11 protein-coding genes are annotated in these 13,197 nt (G+C 71.5%); 1 reads left to right on the forward strand and 10 read right to left on the reverse strand.

What is annotated here, in order from left to right; genetic code table 11:
- Positions 1 to 52: 52 nt before the first annotated feature.
- The 6 genes from ACZ6JE_RS14605 to ACZ6JE_RS14630 form a co-directional block, all read right to left on the reverse strand.
- On the reverse strand, positions 53 to 1,018 hold the full coding sequence (locus tag ACZ6JE_RS14605) for a carbohydrate ABC transporter permease (RefSeq protein ID WP_374231407.1): 966 nt from the start codon (positions 1,016 to 1,018) through the stop codon (positions 53 to 55).
- Positions 1,015 to 2,007, reverse strand: coding sequence for a carbohydrate ABC transporter permease (locus tag ACZ6JE_RS14610; RefSeq protein ID WP_464319409.1), 993 nt, complete (start codon positions 2,005 to 2,007; stop codon positions 1,015 to 1,017). The genes ACZ6JE_RS14605 and ACZ6JE_RS14610 overlap by 4 nt, the downstream gene beginning before the upstream one ends.
- A gap of 86 nt (positions 2,008 to 2,093) precedes the next feature.
- Positions 2,094 to 3,452 (reverse strand): ABC transporter substrate-binding protein, encoded by a 1,359-nt coding sequence (locus ACZ6JE_RS14615; protein WP_192061246.1) that lies wholly within the window; start codon positions 3,450 to 3,452, stop codon positions 2,094 to 2,096.
- 45 nt (positions 3,453 to 3,497) lie between these two features.
- Positions 3,498 to 5,633, reverse strand: a complete 2,136-nt coding sequence (locus ACZ6JE_RS14620) for a beta-galactosidase (RefSeq protein WP_464319410.1) — start codon at positions 5,631 to 5,633, stop codon at positions 3,498 to 3,500.
- A 273-nt stretch (positions 5,634 to 5,906) separates the two neighbouring features.
- Positions 5,907 to 6,944 (reverse strand): LacI family DNA-binding transcriptional regulator, encoded by a 1,038-nt coding sequence (locus tag ACZ6JE_RS14625; protein WP_464319411.1) that lies wholly within the window; start codon positions 6,942 to 6,944, stop codon positions 5,907 to 5,909.
- Positions 6,945 to 7,037: 93 nt separating this feature from the next.
- On the reverse strand, positions 7,038 to 7,625 hold the full coding sequence (locus ACZ6JE_RS14630; RefSeq protein WP_464319412.1) for a hypothetical protein: 588 nt from the start codon (positions 7,623 to 7,625) through the stop codon (positions 7,038 to 7,040).
- A 221-nt stretch (positions 7,626 to 7,846) separates the two neighbouring features.
- On the opposite strand from ACZ6JE_RS14630, the gene ACZ6JE_RS14635 reads away from it, so the two are divergent.
- Positions 7,847 to 9,004, forward strand: coding sequence for an NERD domain-containing protein (locus ACZ6JE_RS14635; protein WP_464319413.1), 1,158 nt, complete (start codon positions 7,847 to 7,849; stop codon positions 9,002 to 9,004).
- Positions 9,005 to 9,040: 36 nt separating this feature from the next.
- Here ACZ6JE_RS14635 and bla read toward each other — a convergent pair whose 3' ends face one another.
- The 4 genes from bla to ACZ6JE_RS14655 all read right to left on the reverse strand — a co-directional run bounded on the left by bla (position 9,041) and on the right by ACZ6JE_RS14655 (position 13,170).
- A complete protein-coding gene (gene bla / locus ACZ6JE_RS14640; RefSeq protein WP_464319414.1) occupies positions 9,041 to 10,015 on the reverse strand; it encodes a class A beta-lactamase in 975 nt (324 codons plus the stop codon).
- A gap of 214 nt (positions 10,016 to 10,229) precedes the next feature.
- Positions 10,230 to 11,279 (reverse strand): LacI family DNA-binding transcriptional regulator, encoded by a 1,050-nt coding sequence (locus ACZ6JE_RS14645; RefSeq protein WP_464319415.1) that lies wholly within the window; start codon positions 11,277 to 11,279, stop codon positions 10,230 to 10,232.
- A 35-nt stretch (positions 11,280 to 11,314) separates the two neighbouring features.
- A complete protein-coding gene (locus tag ACZ6JE_RS14650; protein ID WP_243215152.1) occupies positions 11,315 to 12,229 on the reverse strand; it encodes a carbohydrate ABC transporter permease in 915 nt (304 codons plus the stop codon).
- Entirely contained in the window at positions 12,229 to 13,170 is a 942-nt protein-coding gene (locus ACZ6JE_RS14655; protein WP_464319416.1) for a carbohydrate ABC transporter permease, read from the reverse strand. Before ACZ6JE_RS14655 ends, ACZ6JE_RS14650 begins: the two co-directional genes overlap by 1 nt.
- Between the last annotated feature and the right edge of the window lie 27 nt (positions 13,171 to 13,197).

The raw sequence follows: 13,197 nt of genomic DNA on the forward strand, positions 1-13,197 counted from the left end.
GCGAGGGGCGGGGCAGGAGGGGCGGGGCAGGAGCCTGCCCCGCCGTCCGCCGCTACCCCTTCACCCCGCCGGCGCTCAGGCCCGACTGCCAGAACCGCTGCAGGAACAGGAACGCCACCACGAGCGGCAGGATCGACACGAACGACCCGGTCAGCACCGTCGAGAACAGCACCTGCGCCCCACCTCCGCCGGTCGCCGCCTGCTGCCACTGCGCCAGACCGACCGTCGCCGGGAACAGGCTCGGGTCGTTCAGCATGATCAGCGGCAGGAAGTAGTTGTTCCAGGTCGAGACCAGCGCGAACAGCAGCACCGTGACGATGCCCGGGGCGAGCAGTCGTGACGAGATCGTCAGGAAGATCCGCAGCTCGCCGGCCCCGTCGATGCGCGCGGCCTCGAGCAGGCTGTCGTCGACGGCCTCGCTCGCGTAGACGCGCATCAGGTAGACGCCGAACGGGCTGACGAGCGACGGCAGGATGATCGCCCACGGGGTGTCGACCAGGTTCGCGGCGCTGAACAGCAGGTACGTCGGGATGGCGAGCGCCGTCAGCGGCACCATGACCGCCCCGAGGATCAGCCCGAAGACGAACGACCGGCCCCTGAAGACGTACTTCGCCAGCGAGTACCCGCACATGGTGGCGAGCAGCGCCGCCCCCACCGAGCTGACCACGGCGTAGAGCACCGTGTTGCCCATCCACTGCAGGAAGATGCCGTCCTGGAAGGTGAACAGCTGCGCCACGTTGTCGCCGAGCGCGAAGCTGCGTCCGAATGCCAGACCGAACGTGCTGAAGATGTCGCCGTTCGTCTTCGTCGCCTGGATCGCGAGCCAGACCAGCGGCAGCAGGAAGTACGCCAGCGTGATCCAGAGGATCACGGTCAGGATGGGCGTCTTGCGCTGGGAGCGCTCGACGCGACGTCGGGGGCGTCGCCGACCCGCGCCTCCTGCGCTCTGCAGTCGGCGGGCCGGACGGTCGACGGCCGTGGCTCCGGCGGTGTCGACGGGTGCGGGTGCGATCGTCACGACAGTCGCTCCTTGCGTGAGGTGGCGAGCTGCACCACGTAGCTGATGATCATGATGAGGAACCCGAGCAGGAACGCGATGGCCGCCGCGTAGTTGACGTCCTGGTTGCGGAACGCGACGTTGTACGCGTAGAGGTTCGGCGTGAAGTCCGAGCCGATGGCGTTCGGGGCGATGCTGTAGAGCAGGTTCGGCTCGTTGAAGAGCTGGAACGACCCGATCACCGAGAAGATCACCGTCAGCAGGATCGCCGAGCGGATCGCGGGGATCTTGATGCTCCACGCCACCCGCCAGGGCCCGGCGCCGTCGATCTCGGCGGCCTCGTACATCTCGGTCGGCACGCTGCGGAGGGCCGCGTACAGCACGATCATGTTGTAGCCGATGAACTCCCAGCTGACGATGTTCATCGTGCTGCCGAGCACGTTCTGCGGCGAGAGCAGGTCGGGGGCGGGCAGGCCCACGCCGGTCAGCACCTGGGCGATCAGCCCCGATTCGCGGCCGTAGAGGTAGCCCCACATGAGCGTGGCGACGACGCCGGGCACGGCGTACGGCACGAAGATCGCGAGGCGGACGAACTTGCTGCCCGCGACACGACCGGTGTCGAGCGCGAGGGCGACGAACAGGGCGATCACGAGCATGATCGGCACCTGCACGAACAGGAACAGCGCGACGCGGCCGAGACCGGCCCAGAAGCTCGGGTCGTTCAGGGCCCGCTCGTAGTTGGCGAGCCCGGAGAAGACCTGCCCTCCGACCAGCTGAGAGGTGAAGGTGCTGAGGTACCCGGCGTAGCCGAGCGGCACGAGGAACATCGCCGCGAAGACGAGCAGGAACGGGATGGCGAGCGCCCAGGCGGCGATCAGCTGGGGTCGGTGCAGCGTGCTGCGACGACGCGGGGTCGGCGTGCGGTTCGAGGAGGCGCGGGTCGAGGAGGCGCGGGTCGCGTCTCGACGAGCACTCGCGGAGGCGGGGGTGGGGGTGACGGAGGTGGACATCGGGGCTCCTTGCCGGGCCGGGGGCACCGTCCGCCGCCGCCGCCCGCCCGGAGGCGGGTCGACGTCGACGGACGGTGCCGTGAGCACTACTGGACGGTGAAGCCCTGCTGCTTCGCGTAGGCGGTGACGTCGTCCTGCCACGCCGTGAGGGCGGCGGACATGTCGTCGTGGTCGGCGATGGCCTTGCCGAGGGTGTCGTTGAAGCTCGAGTAGACGTAGTCCATGAACGGCAGCCACTGGAAGTCGGTGCTGACCGTGTCCGAGACGCCGGCGAAGAGCTCGTTGACCTTCTGGCCGCCGTAGAAGTCGCTGGCCGTGCCGGTGAACTCGCTGCTCGAGAGGGTGTCGGTCGTCGTCGGGAACAGGAACTGCTCGTTCGCGAAGGCGAGGGTCGACTCGGGGTCGCTGTTGAGGAACTTGCTGAACTCGGCGGCCACGATCGGGTTCTTCGTGCCCGTGATCACGGCGTCGGACGATCCGCCCCAGTTGCCCGAGACGTCGTCGCCGGCCTCCCACTGCGGGATCTTCGCGGCGGTCCACTTGCCGCTCGTGTTCGCGGCGGTGCCCTGCAGGAACACCGGGCCCCAGGCGGCGGTCTGCCAGCTGGCGTACTTGCCGGACGAGAAGCCCTGGTACCAGGAGTCCGTGAAGTCGGCGTCGGTCGAGACGAGGTCCTTGTCGATGAGGTCCTGCCAGAACGTGACGACCTTCTGCGTCTCGGCCGAGTCGAGGTCGATGCCGACGGTCTTGTCGCCGTCGTACGAGAACGGCTTGGCGCCGGCCTGCCAGAAGAGCCCGACGACCTGACCGGGGTCGTTGCCCGGCAGGTTCGACATGTACGAGCCGGTCTCGTCCTTCACGGTCTGCGCCTGCTCGGCGAACTCGTCCCAGGTGGCGGGCGGGGCGGTGATGCCGGCCTGCTCGTAGATGTCCGAGCGGTAGAGGTTGCCGAGCGGCCCGGAGTCCTGCGGCACCGACCAGACGCCGCTGTCGTCGGCGACCTGGTTCCAGACCCACTCGACGTACTTCGACTCCAGCTCCGCGCCTCCGTACGGGGTCAGGTCGACGAGGCTGTCCGTCTGACGGAACGACGGGATGTACTGGTACTCGATCTGCGCCACGTCGGGGGCGCCCTTGCCGGCCTTCAGAGCCGTGCGCAGCTTGGGGTACTGCACGGTGCCCGTGCCGACGTTGACGACGTCGACGGTGATCTTCGGGTACTTCGCCTCGAAGAGGTCGACCTCCTTCTGGATGTCGGGCACCCAGGTCCAGAAGGTGATGGTCGTCTCGGTGTCCATCGCCGCGTCGATGTCGGCCTGCGAGACGGGGGCGGTGGTCTCGCCGCCGCCACCGCCTCCTCCGCCGCCGGGGGCGCACGCGGTCAGCGCGAACGCCGACACGAGAGCCAGGGACACGAGCGCCTTTGCTGTGTTCTTCCGCTTCATGGTCTTCTCTTTCGGGGTGTGCGGCGTCTCGGGCGAGACGCCGGGTCAGGGGGTGGAGGTCGTGGCCACGTGCTCGAACACGTGGGCCGATCGGGGGGTGAGGGTCAGGGTGCGACCGGCCTCGAGCACGTCGCCGGTCTCGAGATCGCGGACGGCGCGGGGTGCGGTCACGGCGGCCTCGTGGGCCGACCAGTTCGACACGAAGGCCAGGTCGGGCCCGTCGGGGCGCGACCCGGTGGTGACGGTGACGGCGTCCGTCGCCGCCCAGTCGCGGGCCGCCGTCTGCGGCACGAGCCAGCGGGCGATGCTCCGCGACAGCTCGGGGTTCGGCACGGTGGCGACGTAGGTGACGCGACCGGCCCCGGAGGCGCGGGTCGTCATCACCGCGTCGGCCCCGATCTCGGTGGCCGGGAACCGCACCAGCACCTCGGCGTCGTCGACCTTCAGCACGTCGGCCCAGCGGGTGCCGGCCGAGCCGGGCTCGAGGGCGAGACCGTCGGCGGGGCCGGCGGTGAGGACCTCGAGGGGCTCGTCGAGGTTCGTGTACTCCTCGTACCAGACGCCCGCGGGGCCCGAGAGCCGGGCGGGGGCGACGTCGCGCCGCGCCCTCGCGAGCTGGTCGCCGTAGGCGGTGCGGACGCCGAGCACGAGGTGACCCCCGGCCTCGGCGTAGGCGGAGAGCGCGTCGAGCGTCTCGTCGTCGACGACGTACAGACCGGGCACGACGAGCACGGGGTGCTCGGCCGCCAGCGCCGCGGGGCCCGTCGAGTCGGCGGTCATGGCGGCGACGAATTGCTCGACGTGCTGGATGCGCACCTGGGCGCCGGACTCGGCGAGACCCCGGTAGTGCGAGTCGAAGAGGTGCAGGTACGAGTCGGGGTCGGGGTCGCCGTTCGGCAGGGCCAGGGGCGGGTAGCCCTCGAACGACCACTTCGTGTCGGTGGACCAGAGCATGAGCACGTCGGCGGCCGGCGTGAATCCGTCCACCGCGCCTCCTACCGCCCCGAGGGTCGCACCGAGGGCCGCGACCTCGCGGTGGATGCGGCCGGGTCGCTGGCTGTGCGGCAGCACGCCGCCCCAGTAGGTCTCGACGCCGAAGTGCAGCGTGTGCCAGTGCCAGTACTCGACCATGCGGGCTCCGCGGGCGACGAGCGCGAGCGCGGCCTGCTTGATCTGCCCGTCGAACGGCGGGTGGTTCTGCCACGGGCCGCCGATCGACTGCGCGTTGGTCTCGGTCACCAGGAACGACGACTGCGCCGACGAGAACGCCCGGTCGCCCCACTGGTGCAGGGCCCAGACGCCGGTGTGCCACCAGCCGGCCTCGCGGGGGATCTCGACGCCGCGGGTCAGACCGTCCTGCATCTTGTAATAGGGGTTGCCGGCGGTCACGTCGAGGCTCTTCACGAGCCGGTCGTCGGCGACCTGCGGGCGGGCGTACGAGATGCAGGTGGTGACGAACTGGTCGTCGCGGGCGTACTCGCGCACGACGTCGGCCTGCCAGGCGATCAGCTCGTCGGCGAGCTCGCCCTGGAACCGGCGCCACTCGAGGTCGTACTGCGGCTGCACGTTGCCGTCGGGGCGCCAGAGCTGCGACCACTCGGTGATGCGGTGCGACCAGTAGACGAGGCCCCACTCGTCGTTCAGGCTCTCGACCGTGCCGTACCGGCGCTGCAGCCAGGCGACGAACCGCTGGAAGACCTGCTCGTTGCGGGGCAGCTCGTTGCCGGGCTCGTTGTCGACCTGCCAGCCGATCACGGCGGGGTGGTCGGCGTACCGGGCGGCGACGCGACGGACGACGCGCTCGGCGTAGAAGCGGTAGGCGGGGTGGCTCTGGTCCATCTCCTGGCGGGCGCCCCAGCCGGCCCGGACCCCGGAGGTGCGCTCGGCCGCGATCTCGGGGTGCAGCACCTGCAGCCACGGCGGCACGGCGTAGGTGGGCGTGCCGAGCACGACCGAGATGCCGCGGGCGTGGGCGCCGTCGAGCACGGGCTGCAGCCAGTCGAGGTCGAACTCGCCCTCGCGGGGCTCCCACGTCGACCAGACCGACTCGCCCACGCGGATCACGGTGAAGCCGGCCTCGACCATCAGGTCGAGATCGCGGTCGAGGGTGCCCGCCTGCTGGTACTCGGCGTAGTAGGCGGCCCCGAAGAGGACCCCGGAGTGGCGTGGTGCTGACGTCATCGTCGACCTGTCTGCTCGTGCGGATCGGCGTCGATCCGCGGATGCTGGCGTGCTCGTGGTGCATGGTGGTCGGCGGATGTTGTCGATAACATCGGCGTTGATGAGGAAGCTAGTCGAGCCGCCGACGTCGCGCAAGTGGCAATCGAGCGGCGTGACCCGACCGTGATGCGGCGGTGGGTGCAGGGGCCGTCTGCGGCCAGCGGCGGGGCGTCTTCGGCCAGCGCGGGGCCGTCTGCGGCCGGTGCCGGGGCGTCCGCGGCCGGTGCCGGGGGCTCAGACGCGGGGCGGAGCCGTGGAGGCGCGGGTCACCAGGGCCGGCGTCGGCACGTGGATCACGGAGTCGGTCTCGCGCCCCTCGATGCGGTCGATCAGCGAGGTGACGACGAGCACGCCCTCCTGCGCGAAGTCCAGGTCGACCGTCGTGAGTGGCGGGACCATGTAGCGCGCCTCCGGGGCGTCGTCGTTGCCGACGACGCTGACGTCGCCGGGCACGGAGACGCCGGCCTCGGCGAGCGCCGCGAGCAGACCCATCGCCATGGTGTCGTTCGCGACCGCGACGGCGGTGGCGCCTCCGTCGGGGGCCCGACCCGCGCCTCCTCCGCTCTCGAGGGCGCCCTCGGCGAGCAGGAGGCGGGCCGCGGCGAAGCCCGACTCGGCCGACCAGTCCCCCGCGGTGCTGGCGACGACCTCGCCTCCCCCGGCCGTGAAGGCGGCGGTGAAGCCCTCCTGACGCTCCCGGGCGACGAGCCACTGCTCGGGCCCGGCGACGTAGGCGGCCCGGCGGTGGCCGAGCTCGATCAGATGCTCGGCGGCGACGCGACCGGCCCGGATGCCGAGCGACTCGCCGGTGCCGTCGACGACGAGACCGAAGTCGCGGCCCACGGGCATCGAGATGTCGCGCTGGGCGATGGCGGTGCGGGCGATCGCGGTCTGGGCCATGAGCACGAGCCCGGCGATCTGCTGACTGAGCACGAGATCGAGGGCTTCGCGGACGCTGCCCTCGTCGCTGCCGTCCATCGTGACGATGTCGGTGACGTAGCCGAGGTCGCGCGCGGCCTCGGTGGCGCTGGCGATCGTACGGGCCGGGCCCGACAGGTGCATGTTGTCGGCGAGCAGGGCGATGCGGTTGGTGCGCTTCAGCCGGAGGAACCTCGCGGCGCTGTTCGGCCGGTACTCGAGCTCGGCGAGGGCCGACTCGACCTTGGCGCGGGTCTCGGGCCGGATCCCCTCGAAGCCGCGGAGGAACCGGCTGACCGTCTGATGCGACACCCCCGCGCGGGCCGCCACGTCGTAGATCGTGGCGTCGGGCATGCCCCCGAGGTTAGCCTGCGCCGAGACCCCAGGATGTCGCTGAGACCCCCGTGCGCGCGAAGGGGTCTCAGCCACTCCCCGGGGTCTTGCGACCTACGCGATCAGCAGGCGCAGGGCACCGGCGCCGGCGAGGAGCGCCGCGAGCGCCAGGCCGCCCACGACCTGCGCCCTGACCCACCTCCGCCCGACGAGGCCGGTCGCCGCCGCCGGCAGCGACCACACCAGGGGCAGCACCGCGAACAGCCAGGCGGCCGTGATGAACCACGAGACGCCCGCGGGCCAGCGACCGCCCGGATAGACGGCCAGCCAGCCGGCGAGCACCCCGAGCCCGACGACGAGCGCATGCGTCGCGACGAAGACGCTGACGAATCGCGGGCCGTCGACCCTGCGCCGCAGCACCGCGGCCACCAGCACCGGGCACACGATGCACCCGAGCAGAGCCAGCCCTGCGAGCGTGAACAGGTACTTCTCGATCTCCTCGGGCGGGAGCCGCCAGGCCGACGCGAGGATGACGCCCGGCACCGCCGCGACGGCGAACCCCGTGATGACCCCGGCCAGCACGGCGCCGAGCGCGCCCCCGAAGGCGAGGGGGTCGCGGGTCCTGGCCGGGGGTGCATCCGACGTGCCGTCGTGTGCTCCGACGCCGTCCGCGCCGGCGTCGTCGTGTCCGTCTCGGCTCATGAGCCGCCCCCTGGCTCCGGGCCCCCTGCCCGGTCGGGAGAGGCTAGCGCACCTCCCCGAACTGCTCGGAACCCCCGCGTGAGCATCGCACCCCGGCACGAAGGGGTGCGTCGCTCACGCGGGGGTTCCGCGGTGCCCGCCGCGACGCGCGAGCAGGCCGACCTCGGTCCGGCCCGGCGAGGGACGACCCGCGCCGCGCCTCCTCGTGATGTGCTGGCCTCATGCTCTCCGATCAGACCCTCCCGTGGATCATCGCCGCCGCACTGCTCGTCGTCGTCATCGCCGTCGTCGTGGTGCTGCTGGTGCTGCGACGCCGCCTCACGCAGGCCCGCAGGGCCGCCGACGAGCAGGCCCGCCAGGCCCGTGCCGAGCAGGACGCCCGCGACGCCCACCACGACACCCGTATGGCGCGCACGACCGCCGAGCACACCCGCGAGAAGGAGGCCCTCGCCACCGAGCTCGGCACCGAGAACAAGCGGCTGGCCGACCAGAAGCAGGCCGCCCTCGACGAGGCCGAGCAGACCCGGGCCATGCTGTCGACGGGCCTCAAGTACGAGGCGACGTCGCGCGAGCTGATCGCCGCGGCCTGCCGTGCGGCCGGCGCGGACGTCGTGCTGCTGACCAACGTGGTGTTCGTGCCCGCCGCGAGCAGCGCCTCCGGCAGGTTCGTCGCGCAGGTCGACCACGTGCTGGTCGGCGAGACCGGGGCGATGGTGGTCGAGAACAAGGGCTGGCGCGGCATCGTGTTCGACGGTCGGCGTCCGAGCAGCGTGTTCCCGGCGTTCGGGGGGCTCTTCGACGAGAGCACGATGTCGCCGCCGTTCGCCCTGCAGGTGGTCGACGACTCGCCCACCGTGCTGACCGTGCGGTCGCACCTCGGCACGAAGTCGCCGGCGTCGCAGGTGCGGCGCCAGGCGAACAGGCTGTCCGACCGGGTGCACGAGTCGATCGACGCGAGGCTGTGGTTCGACACCTGCGTGCTGTACTCGCACCCGAAGGCGACGGTCTTCGCCGTCGATCAGGACCGCAGCGAAGGAGGCGCGGCCACGCAGATCGTGTCGACCCCGACCCAGCTCGAGGCCGTCGTGCGCGAGCTGATCTCGCGTCCGACCAAGAAGCTGTCTCAGGCGCGCGTCGAGGACGTCGCGGCGCTGCTCGCCTCGTACGGGGCCGACGTGCTCCGCTTCGGGGCGTTCGCCGAGGAGGCGCGCCCCGCGTCGACCGCGTCGGCCGCGTCGGCCGCGTCGGCCCCGGCACCGACCCCCGAGCAGGCCCCGGCCATGACCTCGGACCCGGTCTCGGGCACGGCTTCGGACACGGCACCGGCCGCCGACACGGACACGGCCTCCGCTGAGGCCTCCGACCGGACCCAGGCCTAGGCCCGGCGTCTAGCCCAGCTGGACCAGCTGGCCTAGCTAGCCGAATTCGGCCAGCACCGCGGCGGCGACCCGGGCGACGAGCGCGTCGTCGTATGCGGCGTCGGGGTCGTTCTTCGTCGTCAGGACGGTGAGCACGATGGGGTCGCGGCCCGGGGGCGTGACGACGGCGACGTCGTTGCGGATGCCTCCCGCGCCTCCTGATTTGTCGACGACCGTCCAGCCGTCGGGCGCGCCGGCCCGGACGAGGGTGTCGCCCGTGGCGTTGCCGCTCGCCCAGTCGAGCAGGAGGGCGCGGTCGACGGGCGCGAGATTCTCTTCGCTGGCGAGGGCGGCGAGGTCGGCCGTGAAGGCGCCCGGGGTGGTCGTGTCGTCGGTGCTGCCGGGTTCGATCGTGTTGAGGTCGGGTTCGCGGTTCACGACCTCGGTAGTGCTGTCGCCGAGCTGCTCGAGGGCCTCGTCGAGCCCTGCGGGGCCGCCGATCCGGTCGAGCACGAGGTTGAGCGCGGTGTTGTCGCTCTGGCGCACGGCGGCCTCGGCCAGCGACGACAGGCTCATGCCCTGGTCGACATACTGGCTGGTCACGGGTGAGTAGCCGGCGGCCGAGACGTCGGCGGCCGTCCAGGTGACGACCTCGTCGCGCTGATCGGCGGGCACCTGCTGGAGGAACGCCGCGGCCGCGAACACCTTGATGGTCGACGCGTAGCCGAACCGCTCGTCCGCCCGGTAGTCGAGGGTGGTGCCCGATCCGGTGTCGAGGGCGCTGACGCCGACGCGGGCGTCGAACTCGGTCTCGAGGGCGCCGAGCGCGGCCGAGGCGTCGGCGGTCGGCGCCGGGGTGGCCGTGGTGGCCGTGGGTGCGGGCGTCGCGGATGCCGGAGCCGAGGAGGCGCGGGTCGCCTCCCCCGCATCACCCTGCGTCGCCCCGGTGGTGCAGCCGGTCACCCCGGCGACGACGATCGCGGCGGAGGCGAGCACGGCGGCGGTCGTCGGGGTCGCTGTTCGGCGTCTCATACCCGCCATGGTGCTACACCGGCGCGGATCGGAGCGTGGCGCAGATCGTGCGATGCGCGCACCGTCCAGCGGCCCCCTGCCGCAGCACCCCCCCGCCCGGGCACCCCCGCCCCCCACGTCCATGAGTCACAACACGCCGCGAGCCCCCCACCCGCTCGGCGTGTCGTGACTCCTCGACCCGGGCTCCTCAGGCCCGGGCCGCTCAGCCCCGAGCTCAGCCTCGGGCGGCACCACCGCGCGCGCCGCGCTCGGCACCCGGCGCACCGACGCTCTCCCGCAGCACCACCACCGCCTGGTCGGTCGTGAGCCGCGGCGTCTCGCCGCCCGCCATGAGCTGCTGCAGCTGGCCGAAGGCGCGCGACCCGAGGCCGGCGAAGTCCTGGCGAGCGGTCGTGATCGACGGCGAGAACAGCTCGGAGATGGGGTGGTCGTCGAACCCGGCGACGCTGACGTCGTCGGGCACCCGCAGCCCTTCGTCGGCGAGGCCGCGGATGACGCCCATCGCGATCTCGTCGTTGCCGCAGAAGACGGCCGTCACCGTCGGGTCGGCGGCCAGCTCGCGCCCGACCGCGCGACCGGAGACCGGCTCCCACGACGAGTCGGTGATCTCGGGCACCGGCACTCCGGCGTCGATCAGCGCGTTGCGCCACCCGGTGGTGCGGCCGTCCTCCTTGCCCGAGGGCGGCACCCGCACGTGGTGCACGGTCGAGTGCCCGAGCTCGAGCAGGTGCGCGGTCAGCGCGTACGAGCCGGTCATCTCGTCGATGACGGCCTGCGGCACACCGGTCGCGATCTCGCCCGAGATGGCCACCGTCGCGAGCGACGCGGGCACGGCCGCGAGTGCGGCGACGCCCTCGGGGTCGAACTTCAGCACGACGACACCGGCGACGGGCTGCTGCAGCGCGAGGTCGACGGCGGCGTGCACCGACTCGGCCTCGGTCGAGTCGATGACGGTGATGCTGACCAGGTAGCCCGAGGCCCGGGCGCTGACCTCGACGCCGCGGATCGTCTCGGCGTAACCGTAATGAGAGGTGTCGCCGGCCAGGACGGCGATGACCCGCGATCTGCCGTTGACCAGCGCCCGGGCCGACGCGTTGGGCCGGTAGCCGAGCTCGACGATCGCCTGCTCCACCCGTCGCGTCTTGTCGGCGCTGACCTTAGCCGCGCCGGTGAGCACCCGTGACACGGTCGGAGCCGAGACGCCGGCGAGCCGCGCGACGTCGTCGATGTTGGCGGGGCGCTGGTCCGCTGCGGGGCTCGGCATGATCGTCTCACCATAGGGCGATCCGACCAGACCCGTCATTTGACGGCGCCGCTGGTGATGCCCGAGATGATCTTGCGCTGCATCACCATGAACGTGACCAGCAGCGGCAGGCTCATCACGATGATGTAGGCGAAGATCAGGTGCCAGTTCTGCAGGTACAACCCGCTGCTCGCCACCTGGTAGAGGTTCAGCGGCAGGGTGTCCAGGCGCCCGCCGATGACGAACAGCGCGTAGAACACGTCGTTCCAGACGTAGAGGCAGATCAGGATCGTCGCCGTCGCGAGAGTCGGTCCGAGCAGCGGCAGGATGATCCGCACGAACACCCGCACCGGCCCGGCGCCGTCGACTCGCGCGGCTTCCTCCAGCTCGACCGGGATGGTGCGCACGAAGCCGGTGACGAAGAACACCACCGTCGACAGGTACATGCCCATGTAGACGCCGATCATGCCGAGCGCCGTGCCGGCGAGGCCGATCTGGCGCAGCAGCAGCACGATGGTGACGACGGCGGGCGGCAGCACGATGCCGCTGATCGCCAACGCGTAGACGATCGCCATCGCCCGGCTCGAGCGTCGGGCGAGCACCCACGAGGCCATCGAGCCGAGCAGCAGCACCCCGAGCACCGACGGCACCATGACGAGCAGGCTGCCGAAGAACGCCGGCACCATGCGGCCGTCGCCGAACACGGTGGCGATGTTCTCGAACAGCTGCCAGTCCGTGGGCAGGGCGAGGTTGGGGCTGAACGCCTCCGCCTGGTCCTTCCCGGCCGTGACGACGACCATCCAGAACGGCACGCCGAGGAGGGCCACGACGAGCGCGAGCGCGACCAGGGGCTGCACCACGCGGCGACGGGGCCGTCGACGACGCGACGCGGGCGGCCTCGAGGAGGTGCGGCGCACCTCCTCGGAGTCCGTGACGGTCGGAGCCGGGGTCGCGATGCTGGAGACGCTCATCAGAGGACGTCCTCTCTCTTGCGGAGGAACCGGATCAGGGGGAACGCCAGCACGGCCACCATGACGAACAGCATCAGGCTCATGGTCGTGGCCTGGGCGAAGAGCCCCTGCCCGAAGGTGCGGAAGATGAAGATGTTGAGCAGCTCGGTCGTGCCGCCGGGGCCGCCCTCGGTGGTCGCCTGCACGACGTCGAAGCCGTTCATGGATCCGAGGAGGGACGTGGCGACGTTGAAGGTCACGGCCGGCGCCAGCAGCGGGAACCGGATCGTGCGGAAGGTCTGCCACCAGCTCGCCCCGTCGAGGCGCGACGCCTCGAGGACGTCCTGGTCGATCGTCTTGAGACCGGCGAGGTAGATGAGCATCGAGAGACCCATCCACTTCCAGGCGTGGATGAGCGCGACGACGACGATCGTCCACGAGGTGCTGCCGAGCCACGCGGTGGTGACCTCGGTGCCCGTGACGGCGCTCAGCACGGCGTTGAGGGCCCCGTCGGGTTTGAGCAGCGCCTGGAAGATGTAGCCGACGGCGAGCGCCGACATCACGACGGGCACGAAGAAGGCGACCCGGGCGAAGCGGTTGACGCGGGTGTCGGCCTCGAGCACGAGAGCGAGGATCAGCCCGAAGACGTTCTGGAAGACCGCGACGAGCACGGCGTAGACGAGCGTCACGCGCAGCCCGGAGACGAGGGCGCCGTTGGCGAAGAGCGAGGTGAAGTTGTCGACGCCGACGAACGAGATCTGCGACGAGAAGCTGGACCAGTTCGTGAAGGCGTAGACGAAGTTGAAGACGGTCGGCACGAAGAAGAAGACGACGAGCACGGCGAGCGCCGGGACGATGAACCATGCGGGGTGGTCCTGTCGCCGGCCGCCGGGGCGGCGGGGCGCGGTTCCGCTGCGCATCGCCGGGACGGCCGTGCGGCGAGCGGTGATCGGGGCGGTCATGGGGGCTCCAGTCGCGAAGGGGGGTGG

The sequence above is a fragment of the Frigoribacterium sp. AC759 genome, from assembly GCF_979256015.1.